Origin of the sequence: Dyella sp. 333MFSha, assembly GCF_900102405.1 — a bacterium.
Lineage (GTDB): Bacteria > Pseudomonadota > Gammaproteobacteria > Xanthomonadales > Rhodanobacteraceae > Luteibacter > Luteibacter mycovicinus.
Genome location: NZ_FNBR01000001.1, coordinates 1,006,438 through 1,030,973 on the forward strand (window position 1 = coordinate 1,006,438; position 24,536 = coordinate 1,030,973).

Consider the following 24,536-nt stretch of genomic DNA (forward strand, 5'->3'; position numbering starts at 1 on the left):
GTTTCGTTCCTCAGCTGCCCGGGCGGATGGGCGCGAGCAGGGCGAGGCGGTCGACCAGGGCTTCGTGCACGCGCAGCGCTGCCTTGAGGTCGTCGGTCGAGATGCCCTCGAAGAGTTCGGCGCGGATCTCGACGAGCCTTTTTTCCAGTCCCTCCACCATGGCCTCACCGACGTCGGTCAGCCAGAGGGTCCGTACACGGCGGTCGTTCGGGTCGGGCTCGCGCCTCAGCAGGCCTTGTTCATCCAGCCGCGCCAGGGTGCGAACGAGCGAGGGCTCGACGACGCCGAGCTGTTCGGCCAGCGCGATCTGGGCGATGCCACCGCCGGCGCGTCCGACCAGGATCAGCGGGACGACACCTGCCGGGGTAATGTCGAAATCGGGAATCCGCGCAAAAAGCAGCCGCAGCCAGCGCCGGCTGGTCGAGGGCAGCAGCGTGGTGAATTGCATTTGCAGTCTGGCGGGAGGTCCCATCCGAAAAGCTTAGCATGCTATGAATTGATCTGGGAGCCCGGGCGTCCTGCTTCAGCGCGATCTCGCTACCGTCGGAGCGACGCTCGCAGCGAGGCATGACCGGCCATTGCCGTCTCCACGCACGTGATCAAAGCCTTTACCGTTCGCGTGACGTACCGGCGCGTCGGCACGACGACGTGGACGTCGAGGGGAGGGTAGCCGAACTCGTCGAGCACACGGACGAGGGCGCCGCTCTCCAGCTCGTTGCGCACGAGCGCCGTCTGCACGCCGCCGATGCCGCGTCCCGCGAGCAACGCTGCGATCAGCACGAAGCTGTTGTTCGCGACGAACGTCGGCGATAGAGGAACGGCTATCGTGCCGCCTGTGCCAACGAGCGCGAGGTCGTGATCCGCGCTCCGCGAACGAGGGGTCATTCCCTGAGTTGACCCCCGGCCGCGCTAGACTGAGGTTTTCCCGGGTGTTTCACGGATGCTGAAGGTCGAAGGGCTGGTCAAGACGGTGCCGGGTGGGCGTAGCTTGTTCGGCGGGCTGGATCTGTCGCTTGCCCCCGGGGAGTTTGTCGCGGTAACCGGCGAGTCGGGTGCGGGCAAGTCGACGCTGCTCAATCTGATCGCCGGGCTGGATACGCCGGATGCAGGGAAAGTGATGATCGGTGGCGTGGATATCGCCAGCCTCGACGACGACGGGCGCACCGCCTTGCGTCGCGATCGGGTGGGTTTCGTCTTCCAGGCGTTTCACGTGTTGCCGCATCTGGATCTCGCTCATAACGTGGCCCTGCCGCTGGCACTCCAGGGGCGCGAGGCGCGTGAGTCGCTGACCGCCGCGGACGCTATGCTCGAAGCCGTTGGCCTGGGCGGGCGAGGGAGCGCGTATCCCCGCGAACTCTCGGGCGGCGAACTGCAGCGTGTCGCGGTGGCGCGGGCGCTCGTCCACCGGCCGGGGCTGATCCTTGCGGACGAGCCCACGGGGAATCTCGATCCGGAAACCGCGGCACGCACGCTGACCTTGTTTGTCGATCGCGTGCGCGACGCCGGCACCGCCGTACTGCTGGTGACGCATTCGGCCGTGGCGGCCGCGGCCGCGGATCGCACGCTGGTGCTGTCGCAGCGCGGGCTCATCGCGCATGGCTGAGCGCATGCTCCTGCCGGTGGTCGGGCGCTGGCTGCTGAGCAGCGAATGGCGCGCTTACCCCGGGCGCGCGTTCTCCGCCGTCCTTGCCATCGCGCTTGGTGTCGCGCTGGGTTTCGCGGTGCATCTCATCAACGCCTCGGCGCTCGGCGAGTTCGACAAGGCCGTGCACGCGGTGAGTGGCGCGGCCGACTTCAGCGTGCGCTCGTCCAGCCCGTTCGGTTTCGACGAGATGCTCTATCCGCGTGTCGCGAAGCTGTCGCACGTGTCGGTGTCGCCGGTCGTGTCGTTGCCCGGGATCGTCGGCGGAAAGACCCCTGTCACCCTCGAAGGCATCGACCTTCTGCGACCCGCGCCGCCCGGCCAGTCGGCCGGTGCGGTCGACTCGGGTGGCTTCGGCCGGCTGCTGACCGGTGAGTCGATCTACCTCTCATCGGACGCGATGGTGTCCGCCGGATACAAAGTGGGCGACACGGTGACACTCGTCGCCAACGGTCACACGGTATCGGTGCGGATCGCGGGGAGTCTTCCCGGCGGTGCGAACGACGGCGCACATGCGGTCATGGATATCGGCGCGGCGCAGTGGCGATTCGGCACGCTGGGGCGCCTCCAGCGTCTGGACGTCCATCTCGCCGCCGGTGCCGATGTGACGAAGGCGAAGCAGGCGGTACGCGCGGTCCTGCCTGCGGACGCCATCCTCGCCGACGCGGCGAGCGACGTCGTCCGCAACGATGGTCTCTCCGCCGCATATCGCGTGAATCTCGACATGCTGGCGCTGATCGCGTTGCTCACCGGTGGCTTTCTCGTCTACTCGGCGCAGTCCTTGTCGGTCGCCCGCCGCCGCCCGCAGCTCGCCTTACTGCGCGTCCTGGGGATGGCGCGGAAGACGTTACTCGGGCAGGTCCTGGCGGAAGCGCTCGCGCTGGGTGTCATCGGTGCCGCGTCGGGCATCGGTCTGGGCCTCGGTCTGGCCCAGCTCGCGCTCAGGGTGCTCGGTGGCGATCTGGGCGGCGGCTACTTCCATGGCCAGGCCCCGCAGATGGTGTTCGCGCCCTGGCCCGCGCTCGTTTTCGGTTTGCTCGGCATCGCCGCGGCGGTGCTCGGCAGCATGGTGCCGGCGCTCGCCGCCTCGCGCATTTCGCCGGGTATCGCGATCAAGAACGCGGGTGACGCGGTGGATCCCCGCGTGCGCGCACGGGTGCTGCCGGCCATCGTGTTGCTGGCCGGCGCGCTGGTGGCGTCACTTCTTCCCGCCGTGGGCGGCATCGCGCTGTTCGGATATGTAGCGATGGCGTTGCTTCTGGCGGGTGGCGTCATGCTGATGCCGTGGCTGGCCCGTGCGCTGGTCTCGCCATTGCGCCGTGTTCCCTCGCGGTCGGTGGCGTTCCGTCTCGCCACCGCCAGGCTCTGGGGCGCTCCCTCGCAGGCGTCCGTCGCGCTGGCCGGTGTTCTCGCCTCAACGGCCTTGACCGTGGCGATGGCGGTGATGGTCACCAGTTTCCGCGGATCGGTCGAACACTGGCTGGGCGACGTCCTGCAGGCCGATGTGTATCTGCTGGCGGACGGTGGCGCCGGCGGCGGCTTCGATGCCGCGATGCAGGCGCGCTTGCGGGCGGTACCCGGCGTCGCGTGGCTCGGCACGCTGAAGGAAACCCCGTTGCAGTTCGACGAGCGGCGTCCCGCCGTCACGCTGGTGGCCAGGACGCTGAATGGCCCCGGTGGGCGACTGTCCCTCATCGGTCCGCAGGTCGCGGCGGGCCCGAAAGCGTTACCGGTGTGGATCTCCGAGCCGGCATCGCGCATTTATCGCTGGCAGCCGGGTGACACGATCACCTTGCCCCTGCCGGGATCGCCCCGCGCGACGGTTGTCGGCATCTGGCGCGACTATGCACGGCAGCAGGGCGCGATCGTGATCGACGAGGCGGCATACACGCGACTGACGGGCGACCGTACACGCAGCGGCGTGTCCGTCATGGTGTCCCCCGGCACGAGCATCGACGAGGTGGCGACGCGCTTGCGCGCCGTGGTCCGCGCGAGCGGCGGCGCGGCCACGATCAGCAGCCCGCGCGATATACGCGCGAAGGCCCTGCAAGCGTTCGACCGCAGCTTCCTCATCACGTATCTGCTCGAAGGCATCGCCGTGTGCGTCGGCCTGGCCGGCGTTGCCGCGACCATCGGCGCGCAGGTACTGTCGCGCATCCGAGAGTTCGGCATGCTTCGACATGTCGGAGCGCTGCGTGGCGATCTGGCCCGCATGCTGATGATCGAGGGGACGCTGCTGGGGTTGGTGGGTGGCGTGGCGGGCGTGGCGCTGGGTCTGGCCATGAGTCAGGTGCTCATTCATGTGGTGAATCCGCAGTCGTTCCACTGGACGATGGACACCTTGCTGCCCTGGCCGTTGCTCATCGGTGTGATCGGAAGCCTTGCGGTCGCGACGGCCGGTACGGCGGTTGTCGTGGGGCGGGGCGTGCTTTCGACGGACGCGGTGCGTGCCGTGCGGGAGGACTGGTGATGCGCGCGCGCGTACTCGGGCTGGCAGCCATGTTGCTCACGACCCTCACCGGCGCGGTCGACGTCGCGGCGAGCGATCGGGTCACGTATACGCCCGTGTCGCCGGACGCGCCGGTGGTGCTCCCGCGGGACCACGGCGCGCACCCGGGTTTCAGGACGGAATGGTGGTACGTCACCGGCTGGCTGCGAACGAAGGACGGTCCCGTCGGCTTTCAGATCACCTTCTTTCGCTCGCGGCTCCCGTTCGACGACGCGAATCCCAGTCGCTTCGCGCCGCGTCAGGCGATCGTCGGACACGTAGCGCTGTCCGATCCCGCGACGGGACACATTGTCGAGTCGCAGCGTCTCGCACGTGAAGGCTTCGGTCTCGCCGGGGCGTCAACGGCGGATACCGACGTGATGCTCGGTGACTGGCGGCTGCGTCGCGACCCGGGCGGCAGCTTCGCGACGAAGGTGAGCGGCGAGGATTTCACGCTCGACCTGACACTGACGCCAGGCCAGCCCGCTTTGCTGCAGGGCGACCGTGGCTACAGCCGCAAAGGCCCGGACACAGGCGAAGCGAGCGCGTACTTCAGTCTCCCGCATCTCAAGGTCGGCGGACGCTTGTCGCGGGGAACGACGAACGAAGCCGTGCAGGGCGAGGCGTGGCTCGATCGCGAATGGTCGTCGAGCCTGCTCGATCCACGTTCGGTCGGCTGGGACTGGGCCGGTCTCAACATGGACGATGGCAGCGCGGTCACCGTCTTCCGCGTGCGCAATGAAGCAGGCCATGCCGTCTGGGCGGGCGGCAGCGTGCGGGGCGCGGATGGAACGCTTACGGTACTCGGCGCGGGCGATGTCACCTTCGAACCGCGACGCCGCTGGCACTCGCCGCGTACCGGTGCGGATTACCCCGTGGAAACCGATGTCGTCGTCACCACCCCGACCGGCAAACGTCGTTTCACCCTGCGACCGCTGTTCGACGATCAGGAACTCGATACCCGTCGCACGGGAGGTCCGGTGTACTGGGAAGGCGCCGTGCGCACCGAAGGGGGACGCGGCTATCTCGAACTCGTCGGTTACGGCGGCAAGGTCAGTCTCTGACGTCGGAGCCCGAGGCTTCCCGTGCAGCGAGCGCGCGACCGCGCCAGTTCATCAACGGCGTCGTGCTGGCGCCATGCGCGACGATGCTCAACGCCACCACCGTGAGCACCGCGGCGGCGGCGGTCTGCGCCTGCGCACCGCCGAGGCCATGCACGAGCGCGTAAGCCAGATAGTTGAGGCTGCCCAGGCCGCGAATCCCGAACCAGCCGAACAGCAGGCGGCGCTGCCAGGGTGCGCCGGAGCGAATCGTCACCAGCCACACCGCGGCGGGGCGGACGACGAAGAACAGCGCGACGGCAAGCAACACGCCATCGAAGGTGAAGCGCGGAAGCACCGCCACGCCGACCAGAAACACCATGGCGGCACCGATCAGGCGTTCCATCGTTTCTCCGAACGACAGCGCATCGGAGACGACCCAGCCGACGGTTTGCGCGGGATGGTTCGCTTCGGACGTGGCCCGCTCGTTGGGATTGACGAGCAACTCGGCCGGCGCCCGCGCGCGGCTGTGTTCGTGCCGTGCCTCGTCCGCATCGTCTTCCTTGCCGACCGGTGGATGGCCGTGGGTGACGCCCATCTCCACCCGGCGTAGCCCGACGCCTGCCGCGAACGCCGCGAGAAAGCCCGAACTATGCAGTGCTTCGGCACCCGCATACGCCAGCGCCATGATGCCGAGCGCGAGAAAATCGCTCGGTGCCACGCCCGGTGCGAAGTGCCGGAGACGCGTGCCGATGTGGCCGAGACCCCAGCCGATGAGAAAACCGATGCCGATGCCTCCCACGCAGTCCCAGCCAAGTTCGACGCTGAACCAGTGCGGCCAGAAGCCGGCATCGCCGGACATTTCGCCGGTCATCCATGCGAGTGCGAGGACGAGGAAGGGCAGCGCGGTACCGTCGTTGAGGCCGGCTTCGCCGGAGAGCCCGACACGCAGCGCATCGTCGTCACGTGCGTCGTCGACGGAAACCAGACTGGCCAACACCGGGTCGGTCGGCGACAGAATGGCGGCGAGTGCCAGCGCGAGCGGCCACGGCCATCCGAAGGCGAAATGACCGACGAGGCAAAGCCCACCGACGGTCAGCGCCATGCCGGGCAGGGCGAGGCGGATCGCCATACGCCAGCCGGGATCGTTGAACGGCAGACGTAGCTTCAGACCGGTGATGAACAGCGAGACGATCATGCCCATCTCGGTGGCGGGCCGCAGCCACGCCGTGCTGTCCCCATCGAACGCGACGGCCGCCAGTCCCAGCAACGCGGGGCCGACCACCGCCCCAGCCACGAGATAGAGGGCGAACGCGGTGATCGGGCTGCGTCTTATGAAGCCGGCACTCGCCGAGGTGGCGACCAGTAGCACGCCAAAGAAAATGATCCAGCCGAGGTATCCCATGGCCCAGCATCGCGGTCAGGCCATGAAACGGCCGCGAAGGATCAGGCACGACCCGCGCGCAGTGCCCCGGGCGCGGAACCGACCACGCGTTTGAACGCCCGGCTGAACGCGGCCAGCGATCCATAACCCAGACGGAAGGCCACCGATTCGATCGGCTGGCGGTCGTGGGAGATCCACTGCGCGGCCAGGCGCATCCGCAGCTCGGTGAGGTAATGCACCGGGGTCATGCCGGTCACCGCGAGGAAACGCTCCGCGAACACCGAGCGCGAACTACCCATTTCCGCCGCGAGGTCGGCGACGGTCCACGCGCGACCCGGGTCGCGATGAAGGGCGACGATGGCCTTGCCCAGGCGGGGATCGCGCAGCGCCTGCAACCAGCCCGCCGCGTCGCCGCAGCCGCATTCGACCCAGCCGCGCACGATGATCGCCGCGACGACATCGGCGAGACGCGCCAGAATGCCGGCGAAGCCACTCCGCTTCGCGGCGGACTCGCGTTCCATCGCGGCGAGGATCGGCGGCAATTCCGGATACCGGTCGAGCAGGGTGCCGACCTGCATCACTTCGGGCATGGCATGCACCATGGGTTGCATCCCGCCGAGCTCGAAGTCCATGCAGCCGCTGAAGATCAGCGCGCCGTCCGCCCGTGTCGCGAACACGCAGTCAGGATGGATGTCCTTCACCGTGTCGCAGAGGGGTGTTTCGTCGAAGGTGGCGATATGCCGGGTGGTCGCCTCTTCGGACGAGAGCAACGCATGAGCACGCCCCTGCGACATGAGCAGCGCATCGCCCGTCTTCAGCGGATAGATCGTGCCGTCCTCGGTGCGCAGCAACACGGAGCCACGGCCGATGAAGTAGAACTGCGCCTTGCCGGGTGCGGCGTCCACGGCGATGCCGAACGGCCGGGCTACTTCGATCCGGCGGTATCTGACGCCGACCAGACGCATGCCCAGCAGGAGTTCGCTGGCGGGATCGGTGTCATGGACGGAGAGGGTAGCAGTCATGATCCGGACGAAAGATCAAATTTTGAGGATGATGCATCATATACCGTCCGGACCTGGCCGGGTAACCTCATGTTTTCTCCGACCAAGATACCGACCACATGGATACCTGCGCAGACACCGCCGACGCGGTGACGAAAACGACGGCTCCCGCCTGGGGAGCGGTCTTCGCCATGACGCTTGGCGTCTTCGGACTGATCACCGCCGAATTCCTCCCGGCCAGCCTGCTCACCCCCATGGCGCTCACGCTCGGCGTGACCGAAGGCATGGCCGGGCAGACGGTCACGGCGACCGCCGTGGTGGCGCTGTTCACCAGCCTGGTGATTTCCGTGGTCACCCGCAACACCGACCGCCGGCTGGTGTTACTCGCCTTCTCGGTCCTGCTGATCGGCTCCAACCTGCTGGTCGCCTATGCGCCCAACCTGACCGTGATGCTGCTCGGCCGCGTCCTGCTGGGTGTCGCCATCGGCGGTTTCTGGACGATGTCGGCGGCGACCGCCATGCGACTCGTACCGGAGGCGATGGTGCCGCGTGCGTTGTCGATCATCTTCAGCGGCGTATCCGTGGCCACCGTGGCCGCGGCGCCACTCGGGAGCTACTTCGGCCATCTGATCGGCTGGCGCAACGTGTTTCTGATCGCCACCGCGATCGGCGTGTTCGCCCTGGTGTGGCAGTGGTTCACGCTGCCGCGCATGCCGTCGAACGGCGCCGCACGCATGGGTACGCTGCTCAAGGTGATGAAACGTCCCGCGATGCGCACGGGCATGCTTGCGGTGATTCTGGTCTTCACCGGGCACTTCGCGTTCTTCACCTATCTGCGCCCCTTCCTCGAGACGGTCACCGGCGTAGGTGTCAACGGCCTGTCCGCGATGTTGCTGGGTTTCGGTATCGCCAATTTCGTCGGCACCTCGCTGGCCGGCTTCCTGCTCGAGCGCAATCTCCGGCTCATGCTCCTGCTGATGCCGCTGGCGATGGGTGCGATGGCGCTGGTGCTGGTCACGCTCGGTCGGGCGCCCGTCGCCGATGCCGTGCTCGTCTCGCTGTGGGGCATGGCGTTCGGCTGCGTGCCGGTGGCCTGGACGACGTGGATCACGCGGACCGTGCCCGATGAAGCGGAGAGCGGCGGTGGCCTGATCGTCGCTGCCGTGCAGCTCGCGATCACACTGGGTGCCGCGGTAGGTGGTGTGATCTTCGATGCGTCGGGTGCGACCGGTGTCTTCGTGGCATCCGCGGTCGTGTTGCTCGTGGCGGCGGCGACGATTTCGATGCGCTTGCCCGCGGTCGCTGCGTTGCCTTCGGGTGCGAGCGCCGCGCCCGGTCTGCACTAAGGCGCTGTCGCTCGACGGGCGCGCGCACGTGCGCGCTCCTGGCACGGCGTTTTCACCCCACGCTGTTCAAGCTTCGCGGTTGGTTGTGGATCGAAACGATGCGCAAGAACTTACGAGGCGAGCATGGCGAAGATCGTTCCAAGAACACCGGAGGAGCGCGCTCCCCGTCTCGCGTCACTGCGCAATCTGAAGATGGCGCGTTCGGCGCACGCCTTCGTACGCGGCAATACCGTGCAGTTCTATGAGTGGCTGGAGAAAGCCGGACGTGCCTTGCCGAGTGGTCCCGACGTGTGGATCTGCGGCGACTGTCATGTCAGCAACATCGGGCCGGTGGCCGATATGCAAGGCGGGATCGACATCCAGATCCGCGACCTCGATCAGTCGGTCATCGGCAACCCCGCGCACGACATCGTACGGCTCGCGGTATCGCTCGCTACCGCGGCGCGCGGTTCGGATCTGCCAGGCGTGGTGACGGCGCGCATGGTGGAACAGCTGATCGACGGCTACGAGCGGGCGATGGGCAGCGGTCGCAAGGAGTACCGTCTCGTCGACCGGCCGCCGTCGATCAAGCTGGTGATGAAGACGGCGCTCAGGCGGCGGTGGAAAGACCTTGCGCGCGAGCGCATCGACGGGGCGCACCCCCGCATCCCCGAAGGACGTCGTTTCTGGCCGGTGACGGAGGAGGAGCTGGAAGAACTGCGCGCGCTCGTGCACACGGAAGGCATGCGTTCGCTGGTCACGCAGATCGTGCATCGCGCCGATGACGCGGCGATCGAACTGATCGACGCGAAGTACTGGGTCAAGGGCTGCAGTTCGCTCGGACGCCTGCGCTACGCGTTGCTGGTGCGCGTCGGCGAAGGCAAGGGCGAACTCTGCCTGGTCGACGTCAAGGAAGCGCTGCGCGCCGCCGCGCCGCGCAGCGCGGAAGCGATCATGCCGCGCGATAACGCGACGCGGGTGCGAGAGGGCGCTCTGCATCTCGCACCCAACCTCGGCCAGCGGATGCTCGGTGGCAAGGTGCAGGGCCGCTCGGTCTTCGTGCGCGAGCTGAGACCGCAGGATCTCAAGGTCGACATCGAACGGATGGATGAGGGCGAGGCGATGGACGTCGCGCGCTACCTCGGCAACGTCGTCGGTCGCGCGCATGCCCGGCAGCTCACCCGCGAGCGCCGCAAGGCCTGGCTGGGGGAGCTTGCGCGTAACCGCCCGGCCAACATCGATGCTCCCTCGTGGCTCTGGCGCAGTGTCGTGGAACTGGTTCAGGCGCATGAAGGCGGTTATCTGGAGCACTGCCGGCGTTACGCCACGGCCGCACCCTGAGGACCTTTTTCACGCGGGGCGCTCATCGTGCGTGCTCCACTCCGCGTCGAAAACGACCGATGCCCCAGGGGGACCCATGAACAGCAGCGTGCCAGAGACGAAACCGACCGTCGAACCCGAGGTTTCCAAAGCGCTGGACAGCGCCACCGAAGACGCGGAGATGCCGCTGCCGAGTGACCCTAAGACGGTCTTTCTCGGCGGGCTCTTTCTGCTCGCCGTGCTGGCGGCGTCCTTCGTCGCACGCGAGGTGATCCTTCCGGTCGTTCTCGCTTTCATCCTGAAACTGCTGCTGCAGCCGGTCATGCGTCTGCTGGCCCGTCTGCGCGTGCCGCGCGTGCTCGCGTCGCTGCTGATGATCCTTGCGCTGTTCGGCATCATCGCCGGGCTCGGCAGTGCGCTCAGCGGTCCGGCCGCGAACTGGGCGAAGCGACTGCCGGAAGGTCTGCCTCGCCTGCAGGAGCGGGTCAAGGTGATCAGTGGCCCGCTCGACAGCCTCAAGGGCATGCTCGCGCACGCCAGGGGCATGGTCGGTGCAGGCGACGAGGGTCATCCGGCGCAACCGGCCCAGCCAGCGCAGCCGGCGTCGGCCGGAACGGCGGATATCCAGTCGGCCATCCTGTCCGGCGTACAGACCTTCACCTCGGAATTCCTGACCACCTTCCTCGTCCTGTTCTTCCTGCTCAATTCCGGCGACACCTTCCTGCGCAGGCTGGTCGAGGTGATGCCCCGCTTCAAGGACAAACGCCAGGTCATCGACATATCCCAGCAGGTCGAGTCGGACGTGTCGTCGTATCTGGTGACCATCACGGTGATGAACGCGGCGGTCGGTGTCGCCACCGGCCTGGCCATGTGGGCACTCGGCTTACCCGATGCGGCCTTGTGGGGCGCGGTGGCCTTCCTGCTCAACTACGTACCGATCCTGGGGCCGCTGGTCGGCGTGGTGACCTTTCTGGGGGTGGGCATGCTCAGCCTCGATCCGCTGTGGAAGGCCTTCATGCCGATGATTCTCTACGGGGCGATCCATGTGATCGAGGGCGAGACCATCACGCCCATGCTGCTGGCGCGCCGGTTCACCCTCAATCCGGTGCTGGTGATCATCTCCCTGTTGTTCTGGGACTGGATGTGGGGCGTGCCTGGCGCGATTCTCGCCGTACCGATGCTCGCGATCACCAAGATCGTCTGCGACCGGATCCGGCCACTGGCGGCCTTCGGGCATTTCCTCGAGGGGGAGAAACACGGGATCTCGCCTTGAGGGGCTCCTGGGACATGCGCCTGGCTCGATGCATTAAGTAAATTCGGCAGCGGCCGATACTCCTGCAACGTGTGACGTACGTCACAACGGGGGTGAGGCATGAAGATCGGAATCAGGATCCTGGCTACGGTCGCCGCGTCGGTGGGCATCGCCGTCGTCGTTGGCTTCGTGGGGTTGCGCGGCATTCGTGCGGCGGACCAGGGCGCCCATCGGATTTACGGCGAGGCGCTGGTGCCGATCGCCGAGGTGACGGACGTTCGCCATCACATCGACGAGCAGCGAACGGCGCTGAACCGGTCGCTGCTCACGGATGCGCCGGATGCCTCGGATGTGGCTCATGCCCGGATTCAGGTCCTGCGTGCCGAGGGCGATGAAATGTGGAAGCGTTATTACCCTGACCATGTGGATACCGACCGCGAGCGCGCCGCCGCGGACGCCTTCATCGCCGCGCGGAGTGCCATGCGGCCGCTGGTCGACGCTCAGCTGGAATTGCTCAAACGCGACCATGCCGCGGCGACGCACAACATGCTCACCGTGGTGGGCCCGTCCTTGCAGAAGGAGACGGATCTCATCGCGCAGCTGGTTACGATCAACCGCGAGCAGGCCAAGGCGACCTACGACGGCATGGTTGCCGACGGAGAGCGCTCGGCGGTCGAGGCGCTGATCGCGCTCGTGGTCGGCGCCGTGGCGATTGCCGTCATCGGCTTCTTCCTCCGCCGCGCGGTGATGCGACCGTTGCTCGAGGCCCGGGCACTGGCTTCGCAGATACGCGATGGCCAGCTCGGCAACCAGCTGACGGTGAGCGGGAACGATGAGCTGAGCGACACCTTGCGCGCGCTTGCCGCGATGGACGAGCAGCTGACGCTGATCGTGCGTCGCGTACGGGAAAACGCCCTGCAGGTGAATGCCGCCGCGCGTGACATGTCCGCCGGTAACGACGATCTTTCCAACCGGACGCAGGAGCAGGCGTCGTCGCTCGAGGAAACCGCGGCGTCCATGGAGGAGATGGCGGCGACGGTGAAGCAGAACGCGGACGCGGCGGGCCATACCCAGCGTCTGGCCGACAAGCTACGCAACGATGCGCAGGCCAGCCACACGATCGCCAGCACGGCGGTCGAGGCGATGGGGCGCATTTCGCAGGCGAGCACCGATATCGGCGAAATGGCCGTGCTGATCGACGAGATCGCCTTTCAGACGAACCTGCTCGCGCTCAATGCCGCGGTGGAAGCGGCGCGTGCGGGTGAACAGGGTCGGGGCTTCACCGTCGTGGCGGCCGAAGTTCGTGCGCTGGCGCAGCGCAGTGCGGCGGCGGCGAAGGATATCCGTCGCCTGATCGCGAGCACGCGTGACGAAGTCGGGCAGGGTAAGGAACTGGTGGAGTCGACCGGACGCTCGTTGGCGGGCATGGTCAGTGACGTGGGCGCCGTATCGGGGCTCGTCGGCGAGATAGCCGCCGCTTCGGTGGAGCAGTCGGCCGGTGTGGACCAGGTCAATCAGGCGGTCTCCGCGCTGGACGAGGTCACCCAGCAGAACGCGGCGCTGGTCGAAGAAGCCAGCGCCGCCAGCCGGGCCACGCTGGAACTGGCCGAGGCGCTGATGCGCGATGTGGCGTTTTTCAGGCTGGGCGATGAGCCGGCCAGCGTCGTGCCTGCCGCCGCCCCGGTGAGCCGCGCACAGGCTGCGCCCGTTTCCGAGCCGGCGCCAGCGCGCCTTCCCACGCTGCCACGTGCCGCGTCGGTGCGTGCCGAAGAGGCGGTGTGGCAGGAGTTCTGAGCGGACACTAGACCCGCAGCAGAGAGATCGCGATCTCCACGACGATCAGCACCACGATCGCGATCTCCAGCAGTTCGGCGCGGCGACTGGACGCTTCCTCATACAGCGCCGCGTAGGTATCGCGGACGATGGCCAGCTTGCGGTCGACCGACGCGCTGAGTGTCGGCACGCGGAACAGCGACAATGCGGTGCTGTAGACACGCGCCAGGTAGACGTCCTCGGTGACTTGCAGCGCATTGTCCACGCGCTCGGTCAGTTCGGTGACCTCCGCCACCAGCGTGTAGAGACGTCGTGCCAGATACGCGAAACGCCGCGATGCCAGCAGGGAAGCCGCCGTACGTGCGTTCTCCACCTGGTCATACATCAGCGGAAGTTCGTCATCGAGCAAGGTGTCGTAATAGCGCAGTTCGACCAGCTGGGCGTTGGCCACTTCGATCACATCGGCCACGTCGGTATCGCGTCGGGGTTCGTAGACGAACGCACGGTCCCAGTTGAGTACCACCAGATCGTCCGCGTAGTACGAGAAGCTGCGCGACAGCAGTTCCTTACGCGCCGCACGCGACAAGGGCCGGGTCTCTCCCGAGAGCACCTGGGTCAGGTCGAGTTGTTCTTTCAGCGATTCCGCGTCTACGGGGACGTCGAAGGCATGCACCGTCGCGATGAGGTAGTCCTCGTCGAGCGCGCTCGTTGCCGGCCGGTCGAGCGAGGGCAGGAGGATTTCGCGAACGCGCGCGAGAAGATCGGTCCAGAACGCCGGATCCGCACCGGCGCCGACCTGAGCGTCGAGCGATTCAACATCGCGCGTGTAGGCCGACCAGGGGCGGTCCTTGACCGAAATGCGCAGGGACAGTGCCGCGACACCGAAGTCGTAAAGTCGCACGGAGAGTTGCCCGGTCACGGGACCGTCAGCCAGCGGAAAGGCCACGTCGCCCAGCGCCAGCCACAACGGTGCGACCCCGAACGAGACCGCTTTCGGTGGCGTCGACAGATGGGAGCGGTTGAAAGCCTGTCCTGAGCGCTCGGCCCATAACCGTTCGGCGCGGGCAAGGTCGATGCTGTAGGCAATGTCGATCAGGCGCAGCGCGGTGAGTTCACCGGATGCGACGGTCAGCTCGTTCGATGTCACGGAGCACGTGCCTCGCCGAGGGGGATGCCCCAGTGTAGCCCGGACGTGCTGCTTGCCTGTGTCAGCGTGCGAGGCGTGCGCTGCGAGACAGGGGCACGCGTCGGAATGCCACGGCGACCAGGCGAACGACGCAGGTGAGCGCCGCCAGTGTCAGCAGGGCGACCGCTCCGGTCAACCAGATATCGAACTCCTCCACCGGATCGCGTGGGTCGATCGTCGCCGCCATCGGGGCGATGAATTCGATGAGGCGCCAGGCGACATAAGCGAGGGTAGGCACCAGCAAGGCCGCGATCCCGTTCGCAGTGCGCGACGCCGCCGGTGCCGCCAGGACCACGATGGTCAGGACGATACCGATCAGGCCGGCGGATCCAGGAAACAACAGCTGTGACACCGGGCTCTGCGAAAGAAAGGAGAAAGCTAAGCGGATACTAAGCTTCGGCAGTGACGGTTGGGTGACTTCGGCAAAAACCATGACTTTTGGCCTATTCAGCCGATTTTGCCCACTGCCGATACGCTTGCGAATGTGACGGGGGTCACAGAAGGGGCGGGATGACTATCGTGATGCGCAGTTCGCCCCTGAAAGAAATACCGATGGGCGACCTGCGGCTCGGCATGTTCGTCCACAAGGTCGGCGTGTCGTGGGTGTCGCACCCTTTCTGGCGGACGAAGTTCCTGCTGGAAGCCCCCGACGACCTGGCGACGCTCCGCGCGCTCGATGTGCCGACTATCTGGATCGATACGGATCGCGGACTGGACGTGCCGCCGGTGGACGTTCCGGTTGCGGCAAACGAGCCCAGCGTCGAGGCGGAAGAAGATGCCTCGTCGGTCGAAAACCCCACAGCGTCTCCCGCGCCCGTCATCGCCGCGGTCGCTCCGGACCCCGTCGCTACCGCCGCCGCCCTGTGCGAACGCGCACGCGGCGTGGTCGTGCGTATGTTCCAGGACGCACGTCTGGGGCGTGGCATCGATGCTGTCGCCGCGCGTGAGCTCGTCGACGACATGTCACGCTCGATCGAGGCACACCCGTCGGCTTTGCTGAGCCTCGTCCGCCTGAAGACCGCGGACGATTACACGTACATGCATTCCGTCGCCGTGGGCGCGCTCATGCTGAGCTTCGCCCGCCACCTGGGCCTGGATGCCTTGCGCGTGCGGGCGGCTGGCATGGCCGGGATGCTGCATGACGTCGGCAAGTCGCAGGTGCCCCTCGAGGTGCTGAGCAAGCCGATGGAACTCAGCGTCACGGAGATGAATCAGGTCCGCAAGCATCCGCTGCTGGGCCATCGGCTGCTGGTCAGCCGGGGCGGTGTGGACACCGAGGCGGTGGATGCGTGCCTGCACCATCATGAGAAGTTCGATGGCACCGGCTACCCGCACGGGCTGGTCGGCGAGCAGATCACGCGACTGGCGCGCATGACCGCTATCTGCGATGTCTACGACGCGATTACCTCGGATCGCCCGTACAAGAAAGGCTGGGATCCGGCGCATGCGGTGCAGCGCATGGCGAGCTGGCGCGGGCATTTCGATCCGCGCCTGTTCCGCGCCTTCGTCCGCACGGTGGGTGTCTATCCTATCGGTGCCCTCGTGCGCCTGGAGTCGGGCAGGCTCGCCGTGGTGCTCGATGGCTCGCGCGACTCGCTCACCCAGCCGGTGGTCCGGGTGTTCTATTCCATCGTGGAAGGACGCCGGGTCGACCCGTTCGTCCTCGACCTTGCGACACCCGGCTGCGAGGATCGTGTCGCGGCCAAGGAGGCACGAGGTGAGTGGTCGGAAGCGGAGCTGGCGAAGCTGGCTTTGCCCTGACGGGCGCCCTGGCCGATCTCAGCCCTCGCCGAAGGCCCGGTCGATCTCGGCGGATACGTTCACCATGGCGGCGCCGTAGCCTGGGAGCGGCTCGGAACCGGGCGGCCCGAGCAGGCGGGTGAGGGCGTGCGCGGCTTCGGCGATGCCGTCGAGTCCTTCGGGCGCCGCGAGCGAGGCGATGCGACGTGCACGAAAACGGCTTACGTCGAGATTGCCCGATACGGCGGCCTCGTTCATCTCCACGGCGTCGAAGATGATCTCGCCCATCGTGAACGTGTCGGCTTCCTGATTTTGCTGCATCTTCCTTTTCTCCCCGATGGTCGGCCCAGAGCATAGCTCCGCTGACGTGGCGACGGTGTCGACGCACTCCCAGGCCGGGCACCGCGCATCGCCGATCTGTGACGATGTTCGCATCGTATGACCAGATCGCCTCCCTTGCATCGGTTTCTGTCGAAACTTTCTGCCCGTTCGGGGCCGCGCGCCCCGCCCCTGCTGAGCACGCATGACGGGAAGGGCGGGATCGACCCGGCTCCGGTCGATGCCGCGCTTCGCGATCGCGGCGAACTCGTCCACCGTGCATTCGCCCGGATGGCTGCACCCGGCCACGTGAACCGGCCTGCGCCGCATGGCATCGAAGCGCCCCTCGCGTAGCTGTTCCATGGACGGCATCAGGGTGTCGATGCGGATCAGGCGTTTGCCATCGCGCTCGACCAGCGCCATGAGCAGCGCACCGCCCGGGGGGTAATCGTCCGGACGCGATGTATCGTGCCAGTCCAGGCCCAGGACCCCCGCCACGTTCGCAAGATTGGTGTCGTGTCCGACGAGCACCACGACGCCCTGGTGCGACGGGGTCAGGGATGCGACGTCCGTCGTGACGCCATTGGCCGCATCCAGCGTGGCAACGATATGCGCAACCAGATTGGAGGCCGCAAGCGACGCGGCGGGCATGGCTTTCTTCGTTACGGCGAACTGGTCGTTATGCAGCGTGATGATCCGGCCAAGCCGCGTGACGTCGCCGCGGCCGAAAGCGACCGTATCCAGCGGCATGCCTTCGACATAGGCGAGCATCAGGTTCTCGCTGAGTGTGCCAGCGAGTTTCATGGCCTTCGGCAGCGCATCCGGTGTGGACAAGAGGAGCTTCTTTCCGTCGCGTCGGGCGATGTCGGCACACGTAGCGCTTTCGCAGCCCAGCAGCACGGACTGCAGTTCATCCAGTGCAGGGGGCGTTGAACCGAGGGTTGCCGGTGCCGCGTCGTCGTCATCGTCCCTGCGGTAGTGGAACAGCGGGTTGTTGGTCGCGCCGTCCATGGCAAGGTACGTCGTGCCGCAGCCCGGCGTCAGCCCTTCACGCAGGGCCACGCTGCTCTCGCGATTGCGTGGCGTGCTGTCGCCGATGAGGACCAGCGAGGATCCCATGGGGCATGACTTCGACATGGCACCGTCGGCGACCAGTTCCTGGCGAAGGCGCGAGCCGATGGCCCGCATGCCCTCATGACCGTGCGCCGTGAGCATGCCCGGTGCCACGGGCCAGTCGGGCCAGCTGGCGTTCGCATAATCGACGTAGTTGGCGTTGGGTTTGGTCGGCGAGCGGATGCCGTGGCGCAGTAGCACGATCTCGACCTGCGCGTGATCTTTCGCATGCGCCATGGGCGCCGCAAGCACCGCCGCAGCGAGGAGTAGGGCGAGCGCGGCCCTCACAGCTTCACCGACAGGTCGAGAAAGATACCGCGACCGGGCAGCCCGAAGTAGAGCGGATCGCCTTTGACCGACTGCGTGCCGGCATAGCCGGTGTACTTGTGCACGTTGAACAGGTTGTTGACGTCGATGCTCACGGAAAAGCCCTTGGTTCCGGCGGGGCCTTTGTCCGTGCGGTAGCCGGCGGCGGCGTCGACGCTCATGTAGCCGGCGATGCGCTGATCGTTATGGAACGCCAGGTTGCCATCGTCGTCGGTCGTATTGTCCAGACCGTACTGGTGGCCGAGGAACTTGCCCATCAGCGAACCGAAGTACCCGTTGCTTCCGCTGTAGAGCAAACCCAGCGCGGCCGTGACCTTCGGTGTGCCGGCGACCTGCACGCTGCTGTTCTTGTACGTGGCCTTGTTGTAGCTGGCATTGCCGTAGAGGCTCAGCGTGCGCGTCAGCGCCCAGGTCCCTTCGACTTCCGCACCCTTGTAGATGGCGCCGCCACCGTTGACGTACGTGCTCTCGTTGCCGTTGTCGGTGGCGACCTGGGTCTTGGTGATGTAGTTGGAAAAGTCGATGTAGTAGACATCGGCGCCGAAGGTCAGCTGGCGTGACGCGAAGGCCGTGCCCAGCTGGTAGTTCTTCGTGGTTTCCGGGCTGAGGCCGTGTGAGCCGTTGACCTGAATGACGTCGATGGGCGGTGCGAGGAAGCCCCTGGCGGCCTGCAGATACGCGCTCCACTCATCGCTCAGGCGGTCGTGCACGCTGATCGAGGGCAGGGTAGCGTGATAGGTCGCTTCCGCATCGAGCGGCACCGGCGGGGATACCTTATTCAGCGGTGCGTCGATGCTGCGGGTGACTTCCGAGTAGCGCACGCCCGGACTCACGGTGATGCTGTCCGTGGCCTTCCAGTCGTACTGGAGATAAGGCTGCAGCGTGTCGGTGCGGTCGCTCAGCTCGTAGTTCTGGACGGGGCTGTACTTCGTGCCGGTCTTCTCGCCGGTGGTCAGGTCGAGCGGATACTGGTACCGCGCATCGAGGTTTCGTTCGAGCCAGACACCCGTCTTCAGTGTGCCGGGACCGAGGTCGCGGCCAAGGCGAAGCACGTTACCGAACGCATGAAAGCCGGAGTCGGACAACTTGCCCGGCACGTCGTCCGCCACGGTGCGCACCTTCTTGCCGGCCGCATTGTAAAACGTCACGCCATTGTCGGCAGGGTCGATGTCCGACGCGTCGCTGGCCTTGCGCGCCCAGTGGTCGAAGCTGTTGTAGTAGAGCTTGTCGTCGACGGTCCAGTCACCGACCTGGCTGGTGAGACCCAGATAAGTGAAGCTGGAGTAGTAGGCGGCGTTGTTCGCACCGGCGAAGTTCTGCAAGGTCGGATCGTTGCCGAGCCCGAAACGCCAGCCGTAGCGGTCGATTTCATCCTTGGTCGCGCCCTGCACGGTGTTCTGGTGTTCGCGGTTGTAACTGGTGACGAACGTGAGTTCGGTGGTGGTACCGAGCTGCGTGATCGTCTTCAGGAAGATGTGCTCACGGCGATCGTCCGTACCTTTGAGGTAGGTATCGCTGGATTCCTTGGAGATGTCGGCGAACACGCGCGTGTTGCCGAGGGTTTCGTCGGCGGTGACGCCGCCGGCCCGCGTGTTCCAGCTGCCCAGCGTGAGGTAGGGCGTGATGCCCGGCTCGTCGGACGGATCGCGCGAGCGCAGTGCGATGGTGCCGCCGAAGGTGGCGTTACCGATGGTGCTGCCGCCACCCGGGCCACGGTCGATCTCCGCCTGGCCGAGCACATGATTGTTGAAGTAAGCCGAGGTCGTGTGGTGCAGGTCGCTGGCGTCGCCGAAGGGAATGCCGTCGAAGGTGATGTTGAACTGGCCATCCTGGAATCCACGCAGGCTGATGCCTTCGTTCTTGCCCAGGCCCGGACCCTCGGGTGAGGTCACGGTGATGCTCGGTGCGTACTTGATGATGTCGTCGAAGTTGGCGTTGAAGCGCAGGCCGTCGCGGATGAAACGCTCGTCGATCACCGAGGTCGGCTGGGTGGCGTCGAGCGGCGCGGCGCTCGGTGCCAGCGTGTCCACCGCGTTGGCTGAGACGCTGACCGGCGCGAGGTTCTTCGCGTCGTCATGGGTGTCGATGGCGGGCAGTTCCCTCGCCGGCGCCGGGCCGGCCCCGACGTTTCCCGGCACGATCTTCACCGTCGTCGGGGTAACGAAGCGGTAGGTCAGGTGCGTACCGCGGAGCAGGGTGGCCAGCTGCTTTTCGGCGGTAACGCCGCCCGGAGCGGCGGTGCTGCGCGCGTCGTCCGGCACGCTGGTGTCATAGACCACCTGCCAGCCCGAATCCTGCGCAAAGCGATCCAGTGCCTGCGAGAGCGGCATGGCGGCGATCGGTGTCGTGCTCACCGTGGCGGCGCGGAGCGTGGGCGAGGCGGTGGCCGCGAGGGCGAGGGCGATACAGAGCGCGAGCGAATGACGCATGGGAACGCTTTCCTTTGAGGGGTAGAAGCATGGCAACGTGTGGTGCCGACCCCATCAAAGAGTCCGTTCGCGGGCCATCGGGTACCGCCGATTCGATGAATTTTTTCTTACAGCGTCGTTTAGCGCTTCGCCGAAACGAACCGGATGCGTCCTGGTTCGCGGATCACGCGGACGTTCGGCAGGCTGCCGAGGTAGCTGACAAAGGCCTCGACGTCGCTCGCGTGGAAGACGCCGCTGATACGTTTGTCCGCCAGGTCGGGGTCGTCGATGGTCAGCGGTGCCTGCGTATACGCGTTGAAGCGCCGGGCCACGTCGGCCACGCTGCTACCGTGGAAGGCGATCTCCGCCGGCAGCCAGGGGGCGACCGTGGCAGTGGCGTGATTGGCGTGACCCAGCAGACGCCCGTCCATGGCGACGCGTGCGTCTTCGCCCGCGCCGAGCGCGACGATAGTATCGGTCGACCATGCGGAGCCGGTGACGCGCTGGCTCGCGCGATCCAGCCATGCCACGGGGCGCTGCGATACGGTCACGCGTCCGCTGACCACGCTGACGTCGGTCTCGCCGTCGCGAAGACCGACGTTGAAGACCGTGCCGATGTCGTCGATCCGCTGGCCACCCGCCATCACGGACAGTGGGCGCGCCGGATCCTTGCCTATGTCGAAACTGGCGTGGCCGGCGATTAGCGTGATGCGGCGTGCATGAAGATCGAAGGCAACGTCCACCATGGCGCCCGGTGCAAGCTGGAGCCATGTGCCGTCATCGAGTGCAACGCTGCGGACGGCGGCAGCGTCCGCCGCATAGCGCACTGCCGGGGTTTCCCGGGCCGGCCATGCGCCGATGAGTCCGATGGACACGGCCATCGCGACGCTTGCGGCGATCGCGAGGCGTCGGACGGTGCGGGCCCGCTGACGCTCATGGCGGTGGGCTGTTGCGGGTTCGGCTGCGGCGGATGGTCGCTGGCCATCCTGCGGTGCCGCGACCCTGGACGCCTGGCCGCCACGAACGAACGGCAGCACCGACGGTTCGCTGTCGGCCAGTGCGCGCAGTTCGTCGAACGTAGCGATCTCGGCCAGCGTCGCTGCGCGCATTTCACCGTGCAACTGAGCGATGGCGAGGTATTCGGCCACATGCTGGGGCGACCGGCGCAGCCAGTCGAGAAAGCGCTGGCGGGTGCCCGCGTCGACCTCCTCACGCATGTCGAGGTGCCAGGCCGCGGCTTCTTCGGTCGTGCGTCGCGATACGCGCGTCGTCCGTGCTTCATTCATAGCGCAGCATCCCTTGCCGGCACGTAGCCAGTCCCTTGACGATGTATTTCTTGACCATGTTGGTGGAGATCGACAACTGCTCCGCGATCTCGCGGTAGGACAGGTCATCGCGGTAATGCATGACCAGGACGGCGCGACATTTCGGCGAAAGCCGTCCGATCAGTGTCGCCAGTCGTTCACGGCGCAACGCGCGATCGACGTCGGCGCCCGCGTCGCATGGCGTGGCGAGGCGTTCGATAACGTCTTCGAGCCCTTCACTGCTGATCGGCGCGCGCTGTTTCATCTGCGCGTGTTCCTTGACCAGGTTGGCGGCGACGGTGAACAGATAGGCTTCGGGGTTGCGAACGTCCGAAGCATCGCCCTGACCATTGCGCAGCAGGCGCAGGTAGACCTCCTGCACGAGGTCTTGCGCATCCCAGCGATGGGAGACGCGGCGGAGGAAGTAATTGGCGAGGGTGGGACCCTTGTCGACCAACAAGCGCGCCCAACTCGACGGCGTCTCGTGGCTCAAGGTCGCTCCCGGTTCGTGTGACGAGCCTAGGAGGCGTTTGTGGCAGCGGTGTTACGGCGCAGGGCCGGCTCCTGTGGGAGCCAGCCCCGCTGGCGATGCTCTTTACAGGTCGAACGAAGCCGACACCAGGAACGTACGCGGCGTCCCCTGGCTCAGGTAACCGCCATTGGCACTGGCCCAGTAGCCCTTGTTGGCCACGTTCTGCACCGTCAGGCGGAACGTGACGGGCACACCCTCCAGATGCGCCGTGGTACGTGCACCGATGTCATAGGTGGTCCATGCCGGCAGCTTCAGCGAGTTGGCGGCATCCAGGTACTGCTTCCCCGTGCGGACGGCGCGTGCGCTCAGCGAGATATCCGGGGTGTTCGGAATGTCCCATTCCGCACCGAGGTTCGCCTGGAAGCGCGGCGTGCCGATCGAGTCCCTGCCTTCGTTGACCCCGTCCTGCGTGTCGGTCTGTTCCGGCTGGATGTAGTTGGCGCCGCCCAGCAGGCGCAGGCCCTTGACCGGTTCACCGAAGAAGCTCCATTCGACGCCGCGGTTGCGCTGCTCGCCGTTGACCACGTAGGTGATCGTCGAGGGATCGACATACGCGTTGGGCTGCTTGATCTGGAACAGCGACAGCGTGCTGCCGAACTCGCCGGCGTCCCACTTGACGCCGACCTCGTTTTGCTTCGATTTGTAAGGTGCGAATACCCGGCCGGCATTCGTCACCGGCAGGCCGCCGTACGTATCCGGCGCCTGGCCGCCCTGGGTGAGCGCTTCGATGTGGTTGGCGTAGATCGACCACTGATCGGCGAACCGGTAATTGATGCCGACGATCGGGCTGTTGGCGAACTGACTGTATTCCGAGTTCTTCACCTCGGTGCCGTAGTCGTAGCCGAGCACCTCGAGCTTCTGGCGCCGGGCGCCCAGGGTCACCTGCAGGCGGTCGTCCATGAAGCCGAGCGTGTCGGAGACGGCAACGCTGCGCAGTATCGTACGCCCGGTGATGCCCGGATCGGCAATAGGACCGATGTCGTAGTCGAACGCCGGAACCGGCACGTAGGTCGGCGAATAGATGTTGGTCTGGATGGGCGTCAGCGAACCGGCGTACGCCGCCTTCTTGCGGAAGTTGAGTGCCGAGAAACTCACGTTGATGCGCTGGCTCACGTCGCCGTCGAACTTCGCGTTCAGACCCGCCTCGCCGGTGGCGGTGTCCGCGATATAGGGGACGGTGAAGCGTGTCTCGGTGGCGCTGCCGCTGCCGTCGAGCAGCCTCGGGCTCACGTAGTCGCCATACTCGTTACCGTGATGGACACCGGCGGCCACGTAACCGGTCAGCCAGTCGGTGAAGTCATATTCGGCACGAACCACGCCGAAGGTATCTTCCAGCGACGAGTTGGACCACGGCTGGGCATAGTTTGTCTTCGCCGAAGGCGCGCGCGGCACATAGGTCAGGCCGCCGTTGTAGACGACCGCACGGCCACCCGTAATGTCCTGCTTCTGATAACCCAGATCGGTCGTGATGCGCAGGTTCTCGCCCTGGAAGTCGAACGCGACGCCGAGCGCGGTGACGCGACGCTTTTCGCCATCGATGGCGTCGCCACCCTCGCGGTGGACGGCGTTCACGCGGATACCGAATTCCTTGCCGGCGCCGAACCGACGGCCGATATCGACGCTCTCGCCGATCTGGCTGTCGCTGCCCCAGTCCATGCCGATACGCGTGATGGGTTCGGCCTCGGCGCGCTTGGGCGCGATGTTGATGTTGCCGCCGACGGCCGTGCCTCCCGGGCTGATACCGTTGAGGAACGCGCTGGCACCCTTGAACACCTCGACGCGGTTGACCAGCTCAGGCGCCAGCAGCTGACGCGGCAGGAGGCCATAGAGACCGTCGAAGCCGATGTCGTCGCTGGCGACCTGGAAACCGCGGATCACGAAGGTCTGCGAGAAATTGCCGTAGCCGAAACCGGTCCGGACCGACGGGTCGTTCGAGACCACGTCACCCAGCGAGCGGGCCTGCTGATTGCGGATCAGCGTGTCCGTATAGCTGGTCATGCTGAAAGGCACGTTCATCATGTCCTGGTTACCCAGCACGCCGAAGCGGCCGCCCTGGGCAACCTGCCCACCCGCGTAGGCCGCCGTAGGCGCGACGACATTCGCCGCTACCTGCATGCCGGACAGGGTGGTGACGTTGTCCGTGTGCTTGTTCTGATCGTCCGGGGCGGATGCATCGGCCGCGTGTGCGGCACCGGTGACGAGAAGCGCACCGATGAGAGAGGCGCGGATGGACACGGCGAGGCGGCGACGCGCCTGGAAGGAGGTGGCAAGCATGGTGGTCCCGAGAGCGAGAGTCGCCCGGCTAGAGGCGAATGGAAATGCGAATCGATCTTATTATGATCGATCCGTGAATCCGCCGCCAGTGGCGGGACGCCGCGGCCAT

At 66.4% G+C, this 24,536-nt stretch carries 19 protein-coding genes; 8 read left to right on the forward strand and 11 right to left on the reverse strand.

Going from position 1 to position 24,536, the window contains the following annotated elements:
- Positions 1 to 10 precede the first annotated feature (10 nt).
- The gene (locus BLT40_RS04570) at positions 11 to 448 is read right to left on the reverse strand and encodes a MarR family winged helix-turn-helix transcriptional regulator (RefSeq protein WP_176167672.1); all 438 of its coding nucleotides are present in this window, start codon (positions 446 to 448) and stop codon (positions 11 to 13) included.
- Positions 449 to 537: 89 nt separating this feature from the next.
- Positions 538 to 885 carry a LysR substrate-binding domain-containing protein gene (locus BLT40_RS04575; protein ID WP_079520010.1) on the reverse strand — a complete coding sequence of 116 codons (348 nt, stop codon included), beginning with the start codon at positions 883 to 885 and terminating at the stop codon, positions 538 to 540.
- Between the two features lie 55 nt (positions 886 to 940).
- Here BLT40_RS04575 and BLT40_RS04580 point away from each other — a divergent pair, with 55 nt between their 5' ends.
- From BLT40_RS04580 to BLT40_RS04590, 3 genes are read left to right on the forward strand one after another with little or no spacing between them, the layout of a single operon-like run.
- Complete coding sequence (locus BLT40_RS04580; protein ID WP_079520008.1) at positions 941 to 1,603, forward strand: ABC transporter ATP-binding protein; 663 nt, start codon at positions 941 to 943, stop codon at positions 1,601 to 1,603.
- Positions 1,596 to 4,112, forward strand: a complete 2,517-nt coding sequence (locus tag BLT40_RS04585; RefSeq protein ID WP_090351793.1) for an FtsX-like permease family protein — start codon at positions 1,596 to 1,598, stop codon at positions 4,110 to 4,112. Before BLT40_RS04580 ends, BLT40_RS04585 begins: the two co-directional genes overlap by 8 nt.
- Positions 4,112 to 5,194 carry a lipocalin-like domain-containing protein gene (locus BLT40_RS04590; RefSeq protein WP_090351796.1) on the forward strand — a complete coding sequence of 361 codons (1,083 nt, stop codon included), beginning with the start codon at positions 4,112 to 4,114 and terminating at the stop codon, positions 5,192 to 5,194. The genes BLT40_RS04585 and BLT40_RS04590 overlap by 1 nt, the downstream gene beginning before the upstream one ends.
- Here the strand turns inward: BLT40_RS04590 and BLT40_RS04595 are convergent.
- Positions 5,184 to 6,575, reverse strand: a complete 1,392-nt coding sequence (locus BLT40_RS04595) for a cation:proton antiporter domain-containing protein (RefSeq protein ID WP_090351799.1) — start codon at positions 6,573 to 6,575, stop codon at positions 5,184 to 5,186. The genes BLT40_RS04590 and BLT40_RS04595 overlap by 11 nt on opposite strands.
- 41 nt (positions 6,576 to 6,616) lie before the next feature.
- Entirely contained in the window at positions 6,617 to 7,576 is a 960-nt protein-coding gene (locus BLT40_RS04600; RefSeq protein WP_090351802.1) for an AraC family transcriptional regulator, read from the reverse strand.
- A gap of 98 nt (positions 7,577 to 7,674) precedes the next feature.
- Between BLT40_RS04600 and BLT40_RS04605 the strand changes: the two genes are divergently transcribed.
- From BLT40_RS04605 to BLT40_RS04620, 4 genes are all read left to right on the forward strand, one after another.
- Positions 7,675 to 8,901: an MFS transporter gene (locus BLT40_RS04605; protein WP_143025830.1), complete on the forward strand. Its 1,227-nt coding sequence runs from the start codon at positions 7,675 to 7,677 to the stop codon at positions 8,899 to 8,901.
- Positions 8,902 to 9,024: 123 nt separating this feature from the next.
- Positions 9,025 to 10,221: a DUF2252 family protein gene (locus BLT40_RS04610; protein WP_090351805.1), complete on the forward strand. Its 1,197-nt coding sequence runs from the start codon at positions 9,025 to 9,027 to the stop codon at positions 10,219 to 10,221.
- Positions 10,222 to 10,309: 88 nt separating this feature from the next.
- The gene (locus BLT40_RS04615) at positions 10,310 to 11,473 is read left to right on the forward strand and encodes an AI-2E family transporter (RefSeq protein WP_217699711.1); all 1,164 of its coding nucleotides are present in this window, start codon (positions 10,310 to 10,312) and stop codon (positions 11,471 to 11,473) included.
- A gap of 99 nt (positions 11,474 to 11,572) precedes the next feature.
- Positions 11,573 to 13,246 (forward strand): methyl-accepting chemotaxis protein, encoded by a 1,674-nt coding sequence (locus BLT40_RS04620; protein ID WP_090351808.1) that lies wholly within the window; start codon positions 11,573 to 11,575, stop codon positions 13,244 to 13,246.
- Between the two features lie 7 nt (positions 13,247 to 13,253).
- Here the strand turns inward: BLT40_RS04620 and BLT40_RS04625 are convergent, their stop codons facing one another.
- Positions 13,254 to 14,372: a hypothetical protein gene (locus BLT40_RS04625; protein ID WP_255363936.1), complete on the reverse strand. Its 1,119-nt coding sequence runs from the start codon at positions 14,370 to 14,372 to the stop codon at positions 13,254 to 13,256.
- Between the two features lie 61 nt (positions 14,373 to 14,433).
- Positions 14,434 to 14,751 (reverse strand): hypothetical protein, encoded by a 318-nt coding sequence (locus BLT40_RS04630; RefSeq protein ID WP_090351810.1) that lies wholly within the window; start codon positions 14,749 to 14,751, stop codon positions 14,434 to 14,436.
- A gap of 170 nt (positions 14,752 to 14,921) precedes the next feature.
- Between BLT40_RS04630 and BLT40_RS04635 the strand changes: the two genes are divergently transcribed.
- Positions 14,922 to 16,172: an HD-GYP domain-containing protein gene (locus tag BLT40_RS04635; RefSeq protein ID WP_255363937.1), complete on the forward strand. Its 1,251-nt coding sequence runs from the start codon at positions 14,922 to 14,924 to the stop codon at positions 16,170 to 16,172.
- Positions 16,173 to 16,190: 18 nt separating this feature from the next.
- On the opposite strand, the gene BLT40_RS04640 is transcribed toward BLT40_RS04635, so the two are convergent.
- The 5 genes from BLT40_RS04640 to BLT40_RS04660 form a co-directional block, all read right to left on the reverse strand.
- Positions 16,191 to 17,819: a histidine phosphatase family protein gene (locus BLT40_RS04640; RefSeq protein ID WP_090351812.1), complete on the reverse strand. Its 1,629-nt coding sequence runs from the start codon at positions 17,817 to 17,819 to the stop codon at positions 16,191 to 16,193.
- Between the two features lie 47 nt (positions 17,820 to 17,866).
- Complete coding sequence (locus BLT40_RS04645) at positions 17,867 to 20,338, reverse strand: TonB-dependent receptor (RefSeq protein WP_090351815.1); 2,472 nt, start codon at positions 20,336 to 20,338, stop codon at positions 17,867 to 17,869.
- Between the two features lie 119 nt (positions 20,339 to 20,457).
- Positions 20,458 to 21,603, reverse strand: coding sequence for a FecR family protein (locus BLT40_RS04650; RefSeq protein ID WP_176809100.1), 1,146 nt, complete (start codon positions 21,601 to 21,603; stop codon positions 20,458 to 20,460).
- Positions 21,596 to 22,114 (reverse strand): RNA polymerase sigma factor, encoded by a 519-nt coding sequence (locus BLT40_RS04655; RefSeq protein WP_036112903.1) that lies wholly within the window; start codon positions 22,112 to 22,114, stop codon positions 21,596 to 21,598. The genes BLT40_RS04650 and BLT40_RS04655 overlap by 8 nt, the downstream gene beginning before the upstream one ends.
- Before the next feature lie 102 nt (positions 22,115 to 22,216).
- Positions 22,217 to 24,427 carry a TonB-dependent receptor gene (locus BLT40_RS04660; protein ID WP_079519981.1) on the reverse strand — a complete coding sequence of 737 codons (2,211 nt, stop codon included), beginning with the start codon at positions 24,425 to 24,427 and terminating at the stop codon, positions 22,217 to 22,219.
- Positions 24,428 to 24,536 lie beyond the last annotated feature (109 nt).